At 63.7% G+C, this 18,563-nt stretch carries 14 protein-coding genes and 2 pseudogenes; 11 read left to right on the top strand and 5 right to left on the bottom strand.

Going from position 1 to position 18,563, the window contains the following annotated elements; translation table 11 throughout:
* Positions 1–20: 20 nt before the first annotated feature.
* Together parC and IPG65_RS16505 are read left to right on the top strand one after the other, a co-directional pair.
* A pseudogene (gene parC / locus IPG65_RS16510) lies at positions 21–2,414 on the top strand (DNA topoisomerase IV subunit A).
* A gap of 235 nt (positions 2,415–2,649) precedes the next feature.
* A complete protein-coding gene (locus IPG65_RS16505; RefSeq protein WP_293191903.1) occupies positions 2,650–2,835 on the top strand; it encodes a hypothetical protein in 186 nt (61 codons plus the stop codon).
* A 23-nt stretch (positions 2,836–2,858) separates the two neighbouring features.
* Here IPG65_RS16505 and IPG65_RS16500 read toward each other — a convergent pair whose 3' ends face one another.
* On the bottom strand, positions 2,859–3,836 hold the full coding sequence (locus tag IPG65_RS16500; protein ID WP_293191900.1) for an NADPH:quinone oxidoreductase family protein: 978 nt from the start codon (positions 3,834–3,836) through the stop codon (positions 2,859–2,861).
* Between the two features lie 154 nt (positions 3,837–3,990).
* On the opposite strand from IPG65_RS16500, the gene surE reads away from it, so the two are divergent.
* The 5 genes from surE to IPG65_RS16475 all read left to right on the top strand — a co-directional run bounded on the left by surE (position 3,991) and on the right by IPG65_RS16475 (position 9,620).
* Positions 3,991–4,761, top strand: coding sequence for a 5'/3'-nucleotidase SurE (surE, locus tag IPG65_RS16495; RefSeq protein WP_293191897.1), 771 nt, complete (start codon positions 3,991–3,993; stop codon positions 4,759–4,761).
* A 133-nt stretch (positions 4,762–4,894) separates the two neighbouring features.
* A complete protein-coding gene (locus IPG65_RS16490; RefSeq protein WP_293193041.1) occupies positions 4,895–5,563 on the top strand; it encodes a protein-L-isoaspartate(D-aspartate) O-methyltransferase in 669 nt (222 codons plus the stop codon).
* An 18-nt stretch (positions 5,564–5,581) separates the two neighbouring features.
* A complete protein-coding gene (locus IPG65_RS16485) occupies positions 5,582–6,460 on the top strand; it encodes a peptidoglycan DD-metalloendopeptidase family protein (RefSeq protein WP_366819608.1) in 879 nt (292 codons plus the stop codon).
* Between the two features lie 137 nt (positions 6,461–6,597).
* Positions 6,598–8,043, top strand: a complete 1,446-nt coding sequence (gene rlmD, locus IPG65_RS16480) for a 23S rRNA (uracil(1939)-C(5))-methyltransferase RlmD (protein ID WP_293191891.1) — start codon at positions 6,598–6,600, stop codon at positions 8,041–8,043.
* 266 nt (positions 8,044–8,309) lie between these two features.
* A complete protein-coding gene (locus tag IPG65_RS16475) occupies positions 8,310–9,620 on the top strand; it encodes an integrase (protein ID WP_293191888.1) in 1,311 nt (436 codons plus the stop codon).
* Positions 9,621–9,903: 283 nt separating this feature from the next.
* Here the strand turns inward: IPG65_RS16475 and IPG65_RS16470 are convergent, their stop codons facing one another.
* On the bottom strand, positions 9,904–11,250 hold the full coding sequence (locus IPG65_RS16470; protein ID WP_293191886.1) for a hypothetical protein: 1,347 nt from the start codon (positions 11,248–11,250) through the stop codon (positions 9,904–9,906).
* Positions 11,251–12,612: 1,362 nt separating this feature from the next.
* Between IPG65_RS16470 and IPG65_RS16465 the strand changes: the two genes are divergently transcribed.
* On the top strand, positions 12,613–13,494 hold the full coding sequence (locus IPG65_RS16465; protein WP_293191883.1) for a hypothetical protein: 882 nt from the start codon (positions 12,613–12,615) through the stop codon (positions 13,492–13,494).
* A gap of 156 nt (positions 13,495–13,650) precedes the next feature.
* On the opposite strand, the gene IPG65_RS16460 is transcribed toward IPG65_RS16465, so the two are convergent.
* From IPG65_RS16460 to IPG65_RS16450, 3 genes are all read right to left on the bottom strand, one after another.
* Entirely contained in the window at positions 13,651–14,289 is a 639-nt protein-coding gene (locus IPG65_RS16460; RefSeq protein WP_293191881.1) for a hypothetical protein, read from the bottom strand.
* A gap of 636 nt (positions 14,290–14,925) precedes the next feature.
* Complete coding sequence (locus tag IPG65_RS16455) at positions 14,926–16,557, bottom strand: hypothetical protein (RefSeq protein WP_293191879.1); 1,632 nt, start codon at positions 16,555–16,557, stop codon at positions 14,926–14,928.
* Between the two features lie 193 nt (positions 16,558–16,750).
* Entirely contained in the window at positions 16,751–17,512 is a 762-nt protein-coding gene (locus IPG65_RS16450; protein ID WP_293191877.1) for a hypothetical protein, read from the bottom strand.
* Between the two features lie 125 nt (positions 17,513–17,637).
* Here IPG65_RS16450 and IPG65_RS16445 point away from each other — a divergent pair, with 125 nt between their 5' ends.
* The 3 genes and pseudogenes from IPG65_RS16445 to IPG65_RS16435 all read left to right on the top strand — a co-directional run bounded on the left by IPG65_RS16445 (position 17,638) and on the right by IPG65_RS16435 (position 18,544).
* Positions 17,638–18,159 carry a hypothetical protein gene (locus tag IPG65_RS16445; protein WP_293193094.1) on the top strand — a complete coding sequence of 174 codons (522 nt, stop codon included), beginning with the start codon at positions 17,638–17,640 and terminating at the stop codon, positions 18,157–18,159.
* Positions 18,104–18,220 (top strand): annotated as a pseudogene (locus IPG65_RS16440) (WYL domain-containing protein); the annotation flags it as partial. The gene IPG65_RS16445 and the pseudogene IPG65_RS16440, both read left to right, overlap by 56 nt.
* Positions 18,221–18,280: 60 nt before the next feature.
* Entirely contained in the window at positions 18,281–18,544 is a 264-nt protein-coding gene (locus tag IPG65_RS16435) for a hypothetical protein (protein ID WP_293193092.1), read from the top strand.
* Positions 18,545–18,563 lie beyond the last annotated feature (19 nt).

Raw genomic sequence — 18,563 nt, 5'->3', positions numbered from 1 at the left:
TTTTTCCACTTCCTCTTTCCATGAACGATCAAGCGGTCCTCGACCTGACCGGGGCCGGCGACGGGTCGGACAGCGACCTGGCGCTGGCCACCTACGCCCAGCGGGCCTACCTCGAATACGCGCTGTCCGTCGTCAAGGGCCGCGCGCTGCCCGACGTGGCCGACGGCCAGAAGCCGGTGCAGCGCCGCATCCTGTACGCCATGGAGCGCATGGGCCTCGGCTACAGCGGCCCCAATGGCGCCACGCCGGCCAAGCCGGTCAAGAGCGCCCGCGTGGTGGGCGACGTGCTGGGGCGCTTCCACCCGCACGGCGACACCGCCGCTTACGACGCGCTGGTGCGCATGGCGCAGGACTTCAGCCAGCGCTACCCGCTGATCGACGGCCAGGGCAACTTCGGCAGCCGCGATGGCGACGGCGCCGCCGCCATGCGCTACACCGAGGCGCGGCTGGCGCGCATCACGCAGCTGCTGCTGGGCGAGATCGACGAGGGCACGGTCGACTTCGTGCCCAACTACGACGGCAGCACCGAGGAGCCGCGTCAGTTGCCCGCGCGCCTGCCCTTCGCCTTGCTCAACGGCGCCAGCGGCATCGCCGTGGGCCTGGCCACCGAGATCCCCAGCCACAACCTGCGCGAGGTGGCCGACGCCTGCGTGGCGCTGGTCAGGAACGCGCAACTGAGCGACGACGAGCTGTTCGGCCTGCTGCCCGGCCCCGACTACCCCGGCGGCGGCCAGATCATCAGCAGCGCCGCCGACATCCAGGACGCCTACCGCTCGGGCCGCGGCAGCCTGAAGGTGCGCGCGCTGGAAGATCGAGGACCTGGCACGCGGCCAGTGGCAGCTGGTCGTCACCGAATTGCCGCCCGGCACCTCGGCGCAGAAGGTGCTGGAGGAGATCGAGGAGATCACCAACCCCAAGGTCAAGGCCGGCAAGAAGGCCGTCACGCAAGAGCAGAACCAGCTCAAGGCCACGGTGCTGGCCGTGCTGGACGGCGTGCGCGACGAGTCCAGCCGCGAGGCGCCGGTGCGCCTGGTGTTCGAGCCCAAGAGCCGCACCGTGGGCCAGGACGAGCTGGCGCGCGCGCTGCTGGCGCACACCAGCCTGGAATCGTCCAGCTCCATCAACCTGACCAGCGTCGGCCTCGACGGCAGGCCGGTGCAGAAGCCTCTGCGCCGCATGCTGGAGGAATGGATCGCCTTCCGCCAGCAGACCATCACCCGCCGCAGCCGGCACCGGCTCCAGAAGGTGCTGGACCGCATCCACATCCTCGAAGGCCGGCAGCTCGTGCTGCTGAACATCGACGAGGTCATCGCCATCATCCGCGCCAGCGACGAGCCCAAGGCGGCGCTGATCGCGCGCTTCGCGCTGACGGAGCGGCAGGCCGACGACATCCTCGACATCCGCCTGCGCCAGCTCGCCCGGCTGGAGGCCATCAAGATCGAGCAGGAGCTGAAGGCGCTGCGCGAGCAACAGGGCGGCCTGGAGGACATCCTCGGCAGCCCCGCCGCGCTGCGCCGCCTGATGATCAAGGAGATCGAGGCCGACGCCAAGCAGTTCGCCGACCCGCGCCGCACCCTGATCCAGGCCGAGAAGAAGGCGGTGGCCGAGGTCCGGGTGCTGGACGAGCCGGTGACGGTGGTCGTCAGCGACAAGGGCTGGGTGCGCGCCCGCCAGGGCCACGGCCACGACGCGGCGGCCTTCGCCTTCAAGGCTGGCGACAGCCTGTACGGCACCTTCGAGTGCCGCACGGTGGACCCGCTGCTGGTGTTCGGCAGCAACGGGCGCGTCTACACCGTGCCCGTGGCCAGCCTGCCCGGCGCGCGCGGCGACGGCCAGCCCATCACCACCCAGATCGACCTGGAGGCCGGCACGCAGCCGCTGCACTATTTCGCCGGGCCGGAAGAGGCGACACTGCTGCTGTCCGGCTCGGGCGGCTACGGCTTCCTGGCGCGGGTGGAGCACATGCTCTCGCGCCAGCGCGGCGGCAAATCCTTCATCACGGTGGGCGATGGCGAGCAGATTTGCCGCCCTTCGCTCGCGGCCAAAGATTTTGAAGTAAAACCGCCCTCAGCCAGCACCAATGCTGCGCCGATAGCTATCCAAATGGTAGCGGCCACGCACGTGGCCTGCGCCTCCACCGGCGGGCGCATCCTGACTTTCGAGATTGGCGAGCTGAAAATCATGGAGAAGGGTGGGCGCGGCCTCAAGCTGATCGACCTGGAGGCCAAGGACAGCCTGGCCGGCGCGGCGGCCTACACGCGCAGCGTGCGCATCCACGGCGTCGGCGCGGCGGCAAGCCGCGCGAGGAGCAACTGGAGATCCGCAGCCTGAACAACGCCCGCGCCGCCCGCGCGCGCAAGGGCAGGGCGGCGGACCTGGGCTTCAAGCCCAGCGGCATCGCGAGGGTCGAATGATCCTAGAAACGGCAGTTGACCGCTCGTCATCTTCAGGAAGGCCGCATGACCATTGATTTTGGCTGCTTCGCCGACGCTCACCGGAGAGGGAGCAGCGCTACGCGCCCGCCAGCACCGCGCTCGCCGCGCCATGCGGCGTTGCTCGTCCTTGCAGGCATCAGCCTGCCGCGTCCTCCCGCCTTGCCTGCCACGCCGATCACGGCACTGGCGGGCGCGTTCAACTGCCGTTTCTAGGATGAACCTCGACCTGTCCACCGTCGGCCTGCTGGTGGCGATCGTCACCGGGCTGTGCAGCGCCTGGCTCGGCCGGCGCCTGTCGAACGGCTGGCGCGCCAAGCGCCGCGCCAAGCAGGAGGCCGCCGCGCGCGCCCAGGAAAGCCGCCAGGCCCGGCGCGCGCGGGAGCGGCGGCAGCGGCGCTGAAGCAGCGCGCCGTGGCCGCGGGCTCACTCGTTGACCAGCACCAGCTTGCCCCGCACCTCGCGCGAGCCCATGCGGGCGTAGGCGGCCTTCAGCTCGCTCATCGGCATCTGGCGGTCGATCTGCGGCTTGATCCTGCCTTGCGCGTACCAGGTGGCCAGTTCCTCCATCATGGCCGCGTTGGCCCGCGGCTCGCGGCGCGCGAACTCGCCCCAGAACACGCCCACCAAGCTGGCGCCCTTGATCAGCGGCAGGTTGATCTTGAGCGCCGGAATGTCCCCGGCGGCGAAGCCGATGATCAGGTGCCGCCCGCGCCAGGCAATCGAGCGGAAGGCCGGCTCGGTGAAGTCGCCGCCGACCGGGTCGTAGATCAAGTCGGGGCCCTTGCCGCCGGTCAGCTCCTTCAGGCGCTCGCGCAGGTCCTGCGTGGTGTAGTTGATGGTTTCGTCGGCGCCCAGCGACTTGCAGAACGCGCATTTCTCGTCGGTGGAGGCGGCGGCGATCACCTTGGCGCCGGCGATCTTGGCGATCTGGATCGCCGACATGCCGACGCCGCCGGCCGCGCCCAGCACCAGCACGGTCTCGCCGGCCTTGAGCTGGCCGCGATCGATCAGCGCGTGGTGGCTGGTGGCGTAGATCATGATGAAGGCCGCCGCGTCCACCGGCGGAAAGCCCGGCGGCAGCGGCATGCACAGATTGGCCGGCGCCAGCGTGTGGGTGCCGAAGCCGCCCGTGCCCGACAGGCAGGCCACGGTCTGGCCGACCTTCAGGTTGGTCACGTTTTCGCCCACGGCCTCGATCACGCCGGCGTACTCGGAGCCGGGCACGAAGGGCAGCTCGGGCTTCGTCTGGTACTTGTTCTGCACGATCAGCAGGTCGGGGAAGTTCAGGCTGGCCGCCTGGATGCGAATCAGCACCTGGCCCTTGCCGGGCTTCGGCGTGGGCAGCTCCTTCCAGGTCAGGGCGTCGACGCCGACGGGGTTTTCGCAGAGCCATGCGTGCATGCGGGAATCTCCTTGGGGGTTGTCCGGTGGGGGTGTCCGCGCCGATCATAGAGGCTTGTCATTCCCTCCGAACCCTTCCGAGCGTCACGCGAGCGACGGTGGCCGACGCCCCGGGATGCCCCCCTACAATCGGTTGCATGTCAGCCGCCCAACGATGAAGATTCTTCTCTGCAACGACGATGGCTTCCAGGCCCAGGGCATCGTGGCTCTGCACGATGCGCTGCGGACCTTCGCCGAGGTCGAGGTCGTCGCGCCCGAGCACAACAACAGCGCCAAGTCCAATGCGCTCACGCTGCACTCGCCGCTGTACGTGCACCGCGCGGCCAATGGCTTTCGCTACGTCAACGGCACCCCGGCCGACTGCGTGCACATCGCGCTCACCGGCCTGCTGGATTACCGGCCCGACCTGGTGGTCTCCGGCATCAACAACGGCGCCAACATGGGCGACGACACCATCTACTCGGGCACCGTGGGCGCGGCGATGGAAGGCTACCTGTTCGGCATCCCGGCGATCGCGTTCTCGCAGATCGACAAGGGCTGGGCCCACATCGACGCCTGCGCCGCCGTCGCGGCCGACCTGGTGCGGCGCATCGGCGCCCACCAGCTCGAAGGCGGCAGGCCGTGGCTGCTGAACGTGAACATCCCGAACCTGCCGGTCGATCAGGTCAAGCCGCCCAAGGTCTGCCGCTTGGGCCGCCGCCACGCGGCCGAGAAGGTGATCACCATGCCCAGCCCGCGCGGCGACACGATGTACTGGATCGGCGGCGCCGGCGCGGCGCTGGACGCCAGCGAGGGCACGGACTTCCACGCCACCGCGCAGGGACACGTGGCCATCACGCCGCTCAAGGTGGACTTGACCGACCACGACGCGCTGGCCTACTGGGCGCAGGGCCTGAACCACATGCTGGCCGGAGGGCAGGGCTGATGGCCGCGCCGCCGCCGCGCCCGGGCTTCCGGCCCGCATCGACCTGGGATCGGGCGCCAAGCCGCCCGTCGGCGCCGCTGTCCGTCCGCCGCCACCGCCCGCGTCCGCATCCGGCCCGGGCGCCGCCGCGCCGCTGCCCTCGCAGTCGCGCGACCCCATCCCGGCGCGCGCGCGCATGGTGCAGCTGCTGGCGGCCGAGGGCATCCGCGATGCGCAGGTGCTGGGCGCCATGGGCGCGGTGGACCGGCACCACTTCGTCGACGGCGCGCTGGTGCCGCAGGCCTACGAAGACACCGCGCTGCCGATCGGCCTGGGCCAGACCATCTCCAAGCCCAGCGTGGTGGCACGCATGGCCGAGCTGCTGATGCAGGGCGGCTTGCGCGGCGAAGGTGGCCGGCTGGGCCGCGTGCTCGACATCGGCACCGGCTGCGGCTACCAGGCGCTGGTGCTGGGCCAGCTCGCCAGCGAGGTCTACAGCATCGAGCGCCTGCGCGAGCTGCACGAGAAGGCCCGCGCCAACCTGCGCCCGCTGCGCGTGGCCAACGTGCACCTGATCCTGGGCGACGGCATGGCCGGCTTCGCCAAAGGCGCGCCCTACGCCGGCATCATCGCCGCCGCGGGCGGGGAGGCCGTGCCCGAGGCATGGATCGAGCAACTGGCCTACGGCGGACGCATCGTGGCGCCCATCGTCCACGGGCCGTCGCAGCAGGCGCTGGTGGTGGTGGACAAGTCGCGCCAGGGGATTCAGCAGACCATTCTGGAGACCGTCAACTTCGTGCCACTAAAATCCGGTATTGCCTAGGGCAAAAGGAAGGTATCTATGCAGTTGTCAGGTCGCAAGACTTGGATTTCGATGACCCTGGCGGCCGCCGTGCTGGCTGGGTGTTCCTCCACGTCCGTCACGCGCGCGCCGGTCGAGGACCGAGGCCTGGGCACCCCCGCCATCGTCGGCACCGTGGACCCTGCCACGCTGCCCGGCGCCGAGAACGCGGGCAAGCCGGGCTACTACACCGTCCGGGCGGGCGACACGATCATGAAGATCGCCACCGAGGTGAACCAGCCTTGGCGCGAGATCGTGCGCTGGAACACCCTGGACAACCCCAACGTGATCGAGGTGGGCCAGGTGCTGCGCGTGGTGCCGCCGACGGGCGCCGTGGCCGCGGCGCCGGCCATCATTACCGACGGGCGCGCTCCTGGCACGCCGGCGGCTCCCGCGCCCGGCAACAAGCCGCCCGTGCCCGTGGCCACGCAGACCACGCCGGGGGGCGCTGCCTCGCCGGCGCCGGCGCCATTGCCGGCTTCGCCACCGCCGCCGCCTACGGCTGGCGCCGACGACGTCGATTTCATCTGGCCCGCCAGCGGCGCGCTGATCGCCGGCTTCGACGAGGCCAAGAACAAGGGCCTGGGCATCGCCGGCAAGGCGGGCGACCCGGTGCTGGCCGCCGCCGACGGCCGCGTGGTCTATGCCGGCGCGGGCCTGCGCGGCTACGGCAACCTGGTCATCCTGAAGCACAACAACACCTTCCTGACGGCCTACGCGCACAACCGCACGCTGCTGGTCAAGGAAGACCAGAACGTCAAGAAGGGCCAGAAGATCGCCGAGATGGGCTCCACCGACGCCGACCGCGTCAAGCTGCATTTCGAGATCCGCCGCTCCGGCAAGCCGGTCGATCCGGCGCGCTACCTGCCGTCGCGCTGACGGCGGCGCCGCACGGGCCGGCAACGGGCGCTCTCGCAGCGCCCGTTGTGCTTTCGGCGCTGGGGAGAGCGGGGCGATGACTACTGTTTTGACAGCTGGCAGCGAAGATGGGACGCCAGCATTTGCCTGTTTTGACCATGAATGACGACCTTGCAGACCCGACGATGCCCGCCGCGCCGCTGCCCGACGGCTGGCTGCACGTCGATGCGCTCGACATCGATGCGCAGGGCATCGCCCGCCGGCCCGACGGCAAGGTGGTGTTCATCGACGGCGCGCTGCCCGGCGAACTGGTCAGCGCCAGCGTCCACCGCCGCAAGAACAACTGGGAAGCCGCCACGCTGACCGAGGTGCACCGCCCCTCCAGCCTGCGCGTGCGCCCGCGCTGCCCGCACTTCGGCCTGCACGCCGGCGCCTGCGGCGGCTGCAAGATGCAGCACCTGGACCCCGCCGCCCAGGTCGCCGTGAAGCAGCGCGCGCTGGAGGACGGCCTATGGCACCTGGCCAAGGTCAGGCCCGACATCGTCCTGCGCCCCATCGAAGGCCCCGCTTGGGGCTACCGCTACCGCGCGCGCCTGTCGGTGCGCCACGTGCACAAGAAGGGGGAGGTGCTCATCGGCTTTCACGAGCGCAAGAGCCGCTACGTCGCCGACATGCGCGAATGCACCGTGCTGCCGCCGCACGTCAGCCGCCTGCTGCTGCCGCTGCGCGCGCTGGTCTTCGGCCTGCAGGCGCGCGAGACCTGCCCGCAGATCGAGCTGGCCTGCGGCGACGACGTGACCGCCCTGGTGCTGCGCCACCTGGAGCCGCTGTCGGGCGGCGACCAGCAGAAGCTGCGCGACTTCGCCGCCGCGCACGGCGTGCAGTGGTGGCTGCAGCCCAAGGGCCCCGACACCGTGCACCGGCTGGACGAGGGCGGGCCGGAGCTGGCCTACGCGCTGCCCGAGTTCGGCATCACCATGCCCTTCCGGCCGACCGACTTCACCCAGGTCAACCCGCACATCAACCGCGTCCTCGTCACGCGCGCGCTGCGCCTGCTGCAGGCCCGGCCGCACGAGCGCGTCATCGACTGGTTCTGCGGCCTGGGCAACTTCACCCTGCCCATCGCCACCCAGGCCGGGCAGGTGCTGGGCGTGGAAGGCAGCGCGGCCCTGGTCGCGCGCGCGCGCCAGAATTTTGAACGAAATCAGGCTTCAGCTCGCGCCGGACAAGCGCTGGCAGCTACTGAATTCGCAGCAAGAAACCTATTCGACATGAGCGCCGCGCAACTGGTGGCCGACGGCAGCGCCGACTGCTGGCTGGTCGATCCGCCGCGCGAGGGCGCCTTCGCCCTGGTCAAGGCCCTGGCCGCCATCCACCAGACCCGCATCGGCGCCGAGGGTGCCGAAGCGTTGCCCGCCGGCAGCGACGGCTGGCGCCCGCCACGCCGCATCGTCTACGTCAGCTGCAACCCCGCCACCCTGGCCCGCGACGCCGGGCTGCTGGTGCACCAGGCCGGCTACCGTTGCACGGCGGCCGGCGTGGTCAACATGTTCCCGCACACGGCGCACGTGGAAAGCCTGGCGGTGTTCGACCTGGAGGCCTGACGAGCGCCGCAGCAGCAGCGGCACGAAAAAGCCCTGCACATCTCGCGATGTGCAGGGCTTTCGATTTTGGCTCCCCGACCTGGGCTCGAACCAGGGACCTACGGATTAACAGTCCCTGGGGATGGGATTTCCTGGGATCTCCTGATACAAGTCGCCTTCCGAATACCCTTTACAGATCAACAGCTTACGTCCATAGTCGTTTCAGGTCGTCTCGGACCATTCCCGCCAAGACTGGCACCAGACTGGCACCAGATCAGCTACGGACTATGGCAAGAGATCAAGTTTCAGCGGCCACCGCGGCCATCCGAACGCTCGACAGCGGCGCATTCGTGACGCTGCACAGTCGACTCGATCGAGGTGGTGCACTGCAGGCTCGCAAGCTCGCGAATGGCGCGGTCCAGCTCTACTGGCGCTATTCGCTCGGCGGCAAGACGAGCCGCGAGCCGATCGGCGTCTACGACCCTTCGGCCCCACCGAAGAAGCTGCAGCCGACGCCTCGCGGCTATGGCCTTGCTGCTGCGCTCGAGAGGTGTCGTGAACTCGCCGACGTGCATGCAGAGCGTGCGCAGACGGGCGGGCTTCGGGAGGCGAATGCCGAGAAGCGCAAGACCTTCATCGCGCAGAAGGTGGCCGAGGCTGCGAAGTCTGAGCGCACGCTGCAAAAGCTTCTTGATGCCTACGTGGCGCACCTGAAGACGCAGGAACGCCGCAGCCACGTCGATGCCGACCAGATCTTCAAGCGCCACATCACTGAAGCCTGGCCGACCGTTGCGGCGGCACCCGCGGTTGACCTCACGCCCGACCAGGTGCTTGACATGCTGCGCAGGCTGATCGAGGCCGGCAAAGGGCGTACTGCCAACAAGCTGCGGTCCTACCTGCGTGCGGCCTACCAGTGCGCGCTTGACGTGCGGACCACTGCTTCCATCCCGGTGGTCTTCAAGTCCTTCGAGGTGGTCTTCAACCCGGCGGCGCAAACCCGTCGCTCCCCGCAGTTCGATCGGGCCGACAAGCGGCCGTTCTCCAAGGCCGAACTGCAGGCCTATTGGAAGCTGCTTGCCGATCGGCCAGGTCCCGAGGCGGCGACCCTGCGGCTGCACCTTCTGACGGGTGGTCAGCGCATCGAGCAGTTCGTTCGCTTGAAGTGGTCAGACGTGAGCGACGACGCGGCGACGATCTTCGATGCCAAGGGAAGACCGAGCCAAGGGCCTCGGCCGCATCAGATTCCCTTGGTGACGCTGGCCCGCGCGGACCTCGCGCAGCTCAAGCGACAGGGCGAGTTCGCGGTTTCGACGACCGGCGGCAAGAAGCACATCAGCGTGCGGACACTTGCGGGTTGGGCCCGTGATGTTGTCGGCGACAAGATCGATGGTTTCCAGCTGAAGCGTATTCGGTCGGGCATCGAGACTCTACTCGCAGCGCACGGCGTCAGCCGAGAGGTGCGAGGGCATCTCCAGTCACACGGTCTGACCGGTGTTCAGGCTCGACACTATGATGGGCATGACTACATGCATGAGAAGCGCAGGGCTCTCGAGATCCTCATTGGGGGAGTTTGCCGCGACGACTCTACTTTGCCTTGAGCGGGGTCACCAGTCGTCCCCGTCGAAGCCACGCCTACACCACCTTGACATGGTGGGGTCGGAGGGTCAAGCCCTCTCTCGCCCACCAAACACGGTGGAAGAGTCATGGGCTAGGTGATGTCGCCAAGTCCATTCGTTCTGGTGGTGCGCGGACAAGGCACTGAAGCGTAGGCTGTCCGCGGTCGCAGTATGCGAGGCGACTCGGAACCAAGTTGGACGGCATAACGGCACTGTGGCGATCGTGCCAGTCGACAACCCGAGAACTGCTCGGGTTGAGTCGCCCTTATTTACCTACGGCACCGCAACGCTGGACTTCCGCGCGACAGGCTGCAATCTGTGCACGCAGATCTTGCTGGTCTACTCCTCGGACGATCCATGGGGCCGACCTGCGGCAGGCGAGTTCTGTCAACGCGGGACGCCCGGCACCGAGCAATTCCTCATCTTCAGTTTCGACCAAGTTGAAGATGAGCGTCCCAAACAGCCCCGGGACTGGCCTCTGTAGGCTGGCAGTGATCGCAGCCCCCACGCAGTCCGCCACCGACTCGGATGTCGTGGGCAGTCGTCGGTGCGCCACTTCGTGTGCAAGGAGGAAGGTCAGTTGCTCTGCTACGCAGAGCAGAGCTGATTCGTACAGGGAAACGCCAAGCGCCACTTGCTTGCGCACATCACTAGGTGTCAAGTAGCGACGCTTTAGATCCCGGTGCATCTCCTTGAGTCGAAGTGCATACGAAGGCGTGATCGAGATGCGCTTCGCGCACGTTACAACGGCCGCTCGGGCAATCGTCGGTGATACATAGATTTCGGACTCAGAAGCAACAGCGTTAAACCACCCACGCCGATCCGAATTCAAACTCGACCCAACGCTGGTCTTAACGCGGTCAAACACGATGGTTGACGGCCCCCTGGGGAGTTCGGCTCTGTCAAAGGCAGCATTAACCTGACCGAAGGCTTGTTCAACCGCGCGTTGGAGGAATGTGCCAAGTGGGACCCTGCCGTCCTCTGTTTGGTCAAAGTAGTACGCTTGCCCCAGCAGCACGGCGGGGACGTCGGAGAGCCCCAATGTTAGCGGCTCGTCGAGCGATTGCAGTGCGCGCAGATCCGTTTCGGCCTTCATCGCGACCGAGTCGGTACGAGATGGTTGGTTTGCCGCGGGACTGTTGATTTGAATGCCCTTTGGTGGACAACGTGCGATCTTGACTCGTAGCACCGCATCGAGACGGCGCGCTGTACGTTCACGCAATGGCGATGGCTCAAGTTGTATTGACGGGTGAGAGTCCGAGAACGCATCTTCGACGCAGTCAAGACTACTTAGCGTTCCTGTCGCCTCTCGCGCGGCGGCTCGATCAAGCAGGGACGCAAAGGCCCTGCTCTCCCGAGCGGGGCCCGTACCCGCCAATTTGGCGTAGAGCTCGGACGGTCGGACTGGCTTGGACGCACTCATTCCCCAGTCGGGTGTGCCTTGAACTTGAATGACGTGGGTGCGCCGGACGAGAACTGCATTCAGGGTGCCGGCTAAGCGCTCCACCTTGTCAAGCATCGCCTCGAAGTCCGCGACTGCGGCGTCGTACGCTTCACCGTCGGATGGCTTAGTCCTCTCGGAAGCACAAGCCCCGAGGGCAAGTGTCATCACCAGAGGCCATATCCATCGCAGGCGATCACATGCCACGCGACGCGATGTCGCAGGCTTCAAGCTTCCGTCATCAGTGATCAGCGCGCGCAATTCCACGATGCTGAGGAATGGTTGACCCAGCGCGGAGGAGCGCCAGGCGAAGAGCCTCTTAGGCGAGGTGGGGATAGTGACTGGCAACGCTCATGTCGCGTTGAAGTTCTTGCAGTCTTGTCGCGGTTTGCTCGCTCCTTTGCGTCCATCCGGGGGGGGGCTGCACTTGGAGCGCGCTGCCTCTCGGGCACCGCAACTAGCTTGGCCCCGGTCGGCGAGGTCTTCGCGCCAACACCGCTTGGAGGAGCGCGCCTGGAGCCGCCGGTTGAGCCCCATCTTCGCGGTTTCTGCAGCCGTTGTCGGAGATGGTGCACTCGTCGCCTCGTCGAATCTTGCCATAGTGACCTCGTCAAACTGAGGCTAGGATGGCCATGCCGGGGGCGGGGCAATGCTCGACTACTCTGGCCGAGCGGTAGAAGTCCGTCGTGAAGTTTCGTCAATCTCCTTTCCACGACTGTTCGCCCCACTTCAGCTGAGTGCTTGCATTCAGGCCTTCCCCGAACCCACTACGTCAAGAGCCAATGAAGCATTGCAGTGCCTCAATCAGCTTGGCAATCCTTTTGTGCGCTTGCTCCACTACCGAGCAGATTCCTTGGCGACAGAACGAAAAAATCATACTTGAAACTGATTTCGAATCTCAGGCAGTAAAGATTCGAGAAGACTATCTCGGGACGTTTGGTAGAACCTACGAGATTATTTCACCGTTTCGACCAGATACGAAGTCACTGGATTCTCGTACCGAAGTATTAAATCTACAGCAGATCGCGGCGCTCAGTGAGGCTACTGATCTACCGGAGAATGAGCGCGACGACTTGAAATCTCTCATTCGCGAAATCATCACAGAAGGGGAGCTTGGCCTTTTTGATCTTAACTCAAGGCAGTTGACGCAGCTTTATGATTTTCCTGCCGAAACAAGAGCTGCGATCTCCAGTTCCCTCGAGGATTCATCGCACAAACCTGCATTTCCAAGACTCAATTCTGCCGAGACACTTCAACTACTAGATTATGTCTCACGAAGAATGCGGCTAAGTTCCGACGGCGCGACGAACGTCCTAGCGTGGCAGCCACTTATGCATCGAGTTCACGTCCGGTTTCCGGAACCGTACTAGAAAGGAAGCGATGCGATGCGCCGAGATCCGAAAAAGGTGGACTGACGACCTCCTCGCTGGTGAAGACGTTCTTGAGAGCCGACGTTTGGCTGAATATCAGGCATGCAGGCAGCCAGAACCCTTTGACGTAGAAGACTCTTCGTTCAGAAGAGAACTTGGTAACTTGGCTGAGGGCAAGGTTGAGGCACAACTTCAGTCGGTATTCTTCTCGGCCATTGATCCTTCTCCAACTCAGATTGAAAGGCTCAACAGGGTCCACGAGTTGCTCGTTTCTCGACTGCCTGCCAAGTACAGAAATCTTGCGATGCGTACCACCATTTCGGTAGGAGACCCGTCTCTGCTGGAGGGTGGAAGGTCAGCTCATCGAATCATGATGGCGACCAACGATGCAGGTCATATCATCGTTAGTCCAATGGTTTTGCGCGCCGGGTACTCCTACTGTTCGTCTCTTGCGGCTCAGATCTCGAGTATGAGCGAAACCCTCCTCGCCACTTCTGGCGATGAGCGCGTAGCAAGTACTAGGGTCGCAGACACCCTCCGACGCAACCACGAGCTGGTGGTGCGGGCTGAACGGATCGCAAGAGTTCGGGCTTGGTCTACGAGCTTCGAGCCGACCATGACAAAGGAATATGTCAAGAAGAATCTTCGCGACGCTATCGCTGCGTACGATGAGTGTGTCGTGATGGTTTTTGCCATGCCGATGGCGCACGAACTGGCGCACGTCTACTTGGGCCGCCAGTCCGATGACCGAATCCAACTCTACTTGGATGAGCGAGGCTGCGACTGTGCCGCGGCAGCGCACGTGGAAACCATTCGCGTAGGGCGTGTGGGCTGGAGAGCTAATGACTACTACAAGCTCTTCGCAAAGACATTCGCCGACGCTGTTGTCTTCTTCCCAGAGAAGATCCTTCCTGAAGGATCTCAGACATCCAAGTTGCTTCTGGCGCGGTTCACCGCACTTGGAACCATCGATCAGTGTTCTAAGTACGAAGACTTGATGAATGCGTTTGGACTCGTGCTTTGGCCCGGCCGCCAAGTGCCATAGATGACACGACCGGCCATGCATTTTCGACCTTGAGTGAATCAGAGCGGTCTGGCATCAAGTTCAAGAAACCAAGTCCTTCTCCGCCGCCCTCTGTGTTCGGCGAAAGGCCAACAGAGAACCTTCTGCGGCAGTGCCTGAGAACGGTCCGCCAGCACGCTACTTCACCGGCAAGATAGGCCCGATTGGGTCCCTAAACCCAAAAGTTTGCTGCCCAGTGGCGCCGGCGCCGGTGACGACAATCTCACGCGGCTTGATGCACACGTTAACGAACGTTGGAAGTTTGGCCTTGAGGAGATAGCTGTCCTTGTTTGAACCGTCGAATATGTTGAACTTGCCTTCTACAGCCTTGACGACGGCGTCTCCTCCAAGCTTCGCAAGGTCGTCTCGCTTCACCTCAAAGATGACTTCCTTGGCTTGGTAGGCCTCTCGCACCAAGAAATACTTGAACCCATCCTCAACTCGAAAGCCCGATGTCTTGAACCAAACTTGAGCCGCGTCTTCTGGCTGGCCAACAGTTATGGCCATGCGCGTTTCACCACCATAGGATGTGCCGATCGTCACCACGGACTTGAGGTTGGCCCCGACGTTCCCAGACCAGCCCTTTCGCTCTGTGAAGTCTTCTAGGGTCTTGAGCACAAAGCCAGCCTCGACCTTCGAGTCCTTGGTGTATGCCCCGATCACCCCCGCCCCGTACTGCGGGACAACGTTGGGAACAGCCCCAAGTTGGAATGGCGTTCCATTTCGATCGATGCCAAACACGCTGCCTGCGGCGTTCCATTCGGAGGGGGTTGGCAAGCACTGAAAACCAGCAATCGGTGGGGGCGCTGGGGGAGACGGCTGAAGCCACGAACAGCCAGACATGAGAGTCAACACTGCGACGGCCCATACGCTCCTTCGGGGGCAGAACCTCCAACGAACTAGGCCAAGGCTCGGTAGTGTCATCGTCTGCCCCGTCAAATCAAGTGGTGTCATAGTCTGGACCTCTTGCTTTCGATGTTACTGGCTAGCACGGACCGCGAGAATCCCTTGGTCCACAAAGTTGATGTACTGGTTTTCCCCGGTCGGTGAGTTGGGGATTGAAATGCCGAAACAGCCGTACCGATTCCGCACACCTCCTACGCGAGGACAACGCCAGGCGGGCCAGACCGGCCCGAAGTTCTTGCACCCAGGACTCCATCTCTAGACGTGCGTCGGCCGATCGACGCCGTGGGAGTTGATGGTGGCTGTCCCACCGAAGCGTTTCGGAGCAGTCCCCGATATGCGAGCGCAAGTGTTGGCGGAATGCGTCGGGCGAGTCAAAAGCCAAGCTACCAGTTTCGCACGGGCTTCGCACCAACGCGATGCACCGCTTTCGGCCACTTGCGCATGAAGCCTCGAAGCACGGCTCGCGACATCCCGCCGGAGGACAGCAGGCTTTCGTCAAGGATCCCGTCAACAACCACCGTTCTTGACAACGTCGATTCGGCGTCGGAAGTCGCTCGCGTTGAAGTCGCTACGTAGATAGTCTCGATGTCCCTGCTCGATCGCAGCCGCCAACGTACCTTCAAAGAGTGTGTCGTTGAGAGGGTTCAGTCCGAACGATGCTAAGTGTCTATACGCCGCGCAATCGCACGCAAGCTCGTCCAAGAACAGCGTTGCATAGCTGCCCTGATCTTGGCCCTTGTACATGTGCGCGAGTTCATGAGCCAGCCCAAATGCAAAGGTGTTCTCAATGCACTTCGAGTAGTCGTGGATGAAGCTCTGTAGCTCGTCTAGCTGAACGTTCCTTGCATTGGGGGTGATCAAGGGCGGTCTGCTCGCGAGGACCGTGGGAGCGGGGGCGGCCGAACGTTGGGATTCCTTTGCCTGGCGGGCTTGAGTGTCGAAGCCTTCGAAAGGGTCTGAACCCCGATTCCTACCTTCGAGTGAAGCATGCATCATTGATACAAGGTACGCCAGATTGGCGCAACTCGCGAACCCCGCCCGAACGAGAGTTGCAGAAACTTGAATCGTCCAATCATTCATTGTCACCATTCCAAGCGTTCTCGGAGTGTTGACAGTGATTTTTGGATCGAAAGCATCTGCCGCAATTACCAGCTTCGCTTTTGCAACCTTCGCTTGTTCGTGTGCTGGAAGCGTTTTGATCAGGCGTTGCAGAAGATCGGCGAGGCGGTCGGCTTCGTCTCTTGCAACGTCAGTTGGACTCAAACGACGAGATTCGGCTTTGTACAGCGCGGAATCAACTCGAGCCACAACATCCGGGCCGCTCATTAGTTCTATTTGATTTCGACCGAACGTCATCTCGCGAGCGCCTACCATTGCCGAGTGATCGAAACACTTCGTTCGCCACTCCAGTTCAACTTTGGTTCCCGGACGTAAATGCGAGGGTACGCGACTTACCGGTCCAAGTCCGAGGGCTTCGCAGAACCTTGCTTGCGGGAGTGTAAGGACTGGGACTTTAAGAGCAACGGCCTTGTCGAGATCACCCAAGCGCTTCTTCAACTCGTTAAGCGAAGGTAGCCCTCTTTGCTTGGCAAGTGACTGGGCCCTGGCGTAAGTAGCAAGCTTGTCCCACCTAATGCGCGTTGAGATCTCCCAGGGATCGGGTGTGGTGTTCCGGTTCATTCGAACCAACCTTTCCTCGGTTTCGCCAGGAAATAGGTAGAGTTGTAGCAGTTCGAAGCGCTGGAGTTCATATAGGCCGGCGTCCAATTCCAGGAGAGAATTCTGCAGAAAGAGTTCAATTTCGCGTTTCTCGTCGGGTGATGTTTGGGACGACTGCGCGATTGCCAGTACTCTGCTTGCGGTCACGTATTGCACATTGGAGTCTGCTTCCGCCTGCGGGCGGAATGGCAACTCGACTTCGATCCATTCCCGTAGATTCGATTCGAGCCCCGCGCGGATGAACTGTGCAGCTCGGAGAATAGACTCCTTGTCTTCGCGGCGCGATTGCACTGGAGTTCCGATGTCTGCGCAGCCTACACACACCGACACGATAGCCAGCAGCCGTAGCCCAAAGAACAATGTGCCTGTCACAGATGCCTCCCAATCCCCATTGGACGAGTCGTGATAATGCTTCAGCATATGCAAGCGGTGAGCGGCGACCTCCGTCACGAAAGGTAGGCGTGGACTAGCCGGGGCCGCCGCTAGAGCCTTCAAGGCGACTGTATGAGTGATTGTGGTGCACTACGATGAAGGTCAACTCTCGGGAGCCTCAGTGGCCGGCCTCTTGCCCGTTGCAAGCGCTTCAAGAACCCGCGGAGTGCCCCGAAGGCGTTTACCCCAGTCTTTCCACAGCTTCAGTGAGTGCTGCCCTTGCTGCGTCGAGCTTGTTTGGGTCAGTCTTGACGGACAGCTCAGAGCGCCGCTTCTGGCCGAGAAAGTACTTGATGCGCTCGGCATTCGCGCCACTGGGATGCGGCAGCCCCTCAAGAACCCGACCTTGGTCGACAGCCCCTTGGGTAGACAACCACGCCAAGACCTTTGAGGGAACGGGTCCGAGCGGAACGAAGGCAGCATCTTGAACTTGCGCGCACGTCTTTCCGAAGTGCTCAAGAACCATGTCCCGAAGCAATGGGTGCTTCGTCGGTTCAGGTGTCCCGTTGTAGTTTTCGCCGTTCACGAAGACCGGGAACTGTAGGACGGAGGCCGTCTGAAGTAGTGCCGACGCGCTACCGAAGAGCTCGCCGCAAGACGCAAGCCCAAGCCACTTCTGAAGTCCCACCGCATCGAGCAGAGAGACCAAGTTCGGGCGCATGGCGCCGGAGAAAGCGCCAGTCGCCTTCGCTCGCCTGAGCACCTCCGAGTCCGCAGCGCCATCGAGCATGGCGCGCTTCGCCTCGCCGAGTGCGTTCGCCGCCTGGGTTCTCCCTGGTGTGATGCCGACCAGAACGACCCGAGCTTGCGGGTTGACCCATTCGAAGGGCGCGTAGTAGACCGACACGGTGCCGTCCTTGGCCATCAGGAGGTCTGTCGCGCAGGGGTCCCCCGCATACGACTTGATGGCGGACTGGTACTTGGTGAAGGTTGAACTCGTCAAAGAGGCACTCCTGGAGCGTTTGGTTGGACACCGCCGCGCGTTTTCGAATGCTGCGGTTGGGGGGCTTGCGCGTCTATAAACTATTCTAGTAAACTTTCTGTACGCATGAAATCGAGACCAAGCCCATGACCCGCGACTCCCTCAAGCCAACGGCCAGCGAGCGCCGTCGCGGTTCTGGTCCGTGGGGTCCAGAGCGCCGATTGGAGTTCATAGATTTCCGGCTCCAGTGGGACGGTCGGCTGAACCGGTCAGACTTGATGGAGCACTTCGGCATCTCGGTGCCCCAAGCGTCAGCGGACATAGCTGCCTATGCCGAACTGGCACCTGACAACCTGGTCTATGACCGCAGCGCCCGCGTGTACGTGGCCTCGTCGGGCTTCGCGGCCGTGTTCCCCACAACCACTGCGGAGCACTATCTCAACGACCTGCTGGCCCTGAACGCCAAGGTTCTGCCACCGGAGGAGCTTCGTTGGTTGGGCGCCGTCGGTCGCGATGGCGGTGTCTCCTGCGAGGTCCGTTCCTCCTTCAATCCTGGTGAGCGTCGTGCGGGCGATACGTGGGCGCAGTGCGGTTCAGCTCCTCTACCAGTCCATGTCGAGACCGGAGTCATCGTGGCGAGAGGTTTCGCCGCACGCTTTGGGTCATGACGGCTTCCGCTGGCACGTTCGAGCGTTCTGCCACGCGCGAGGCGCCTTTCGTGACTTCGTCTTCGCTAGGGCCTTGGAGGTGCGCGAGGCAGGTCCAACGACTGTTCAATCCGAGAACGACGTGGCGTGGCACACCCCGGTCGAATTGATTCTGGAGCCCAACACCGGCTTGAGCGCGTCGAAGAGAAAGGTCGTTGAGCTGGATTACGCCATGACCAACGGTCAGGTCACTCTTGAGACTAGGCAAGCAATGCTTTACTACGTGCTGCAGCGTCTAGGCCTTAGCCGGGACGGCGAAGTCCGCCCAGAGGCGCAGCAAATCCAGCTCAAGAACGCATCCGAGGTCAAAGCAATCTTGGAGGGGCTGGCTAAGAGCTATGACTAAAAGAGAAGAACAAGATGAA

Source organism: Ottowia sp. (genome assembly GCF_016703145.1).
Classification (GTDB): Bacteria; Pseudomonadota; Gammaproteobacteria; order Burkholderiales; family Burkholderiaceae_C; genus Ottowia.
This window is presented reverse-complemented; position numbering and strand designations above follow the sequence as displayed.

Coding starts and splice junctions, on each gene's coding strand:
- IPG65_RS16505 (WP_293191903.1), top strand. CDS start 2,650: ATGAACCTCGACCTGTCCACCGTCGGCCTGCTGGTGGCGATCGTCACC.
- IPG65_RS16500 (WP_293191900.1), bottom strand. CDS start 3,836: ATGCACGCATGGCTCTGCGAAAACCCCGTCGGCGTCGACGCCCTGACC.
- surE (WP_293191897.1), top strand. CDS start 3,991: ATGAAGATTCTTCTCTGCAACGACGATGGCTTCCAGGCCCAGGGCATC.
- IPG65_RS16485 (WP_366819608.1), top strand. CDS start 5,582: ATGCAGTTGTCAGGTCGCAAGACTTGGATTTCGATGACCCTGGCGGCC.
- rlmD (WP_293191891.1), top strand. CDS start 6,598: ATGAATGACGACCTTGCAGACCCGACGATGCCCGCCGCGCCGCTGCCC.
- IPG65_RS16475 (WP_293191888.1), top strand. CDS start 8,310: ATGGCAAGAGATCAAGTTTCAGCGGCCACCGCGGCCATCCGAACGCTC.
- IPG65_RS16455 (WP_293191879.1), bottom strand. CDS start 16,557: ATGCTGAAGCATTATCACGACTCGTCCAATGGGGATTGGGAGGCATCT.
- IPG65_RS16445 (WP_293193094.1), top strand. CDS start 17,638: ATGACCCGCGACTCCCTCAAGCCAACGGCCAGCGAGCGCCGTCGCGGT.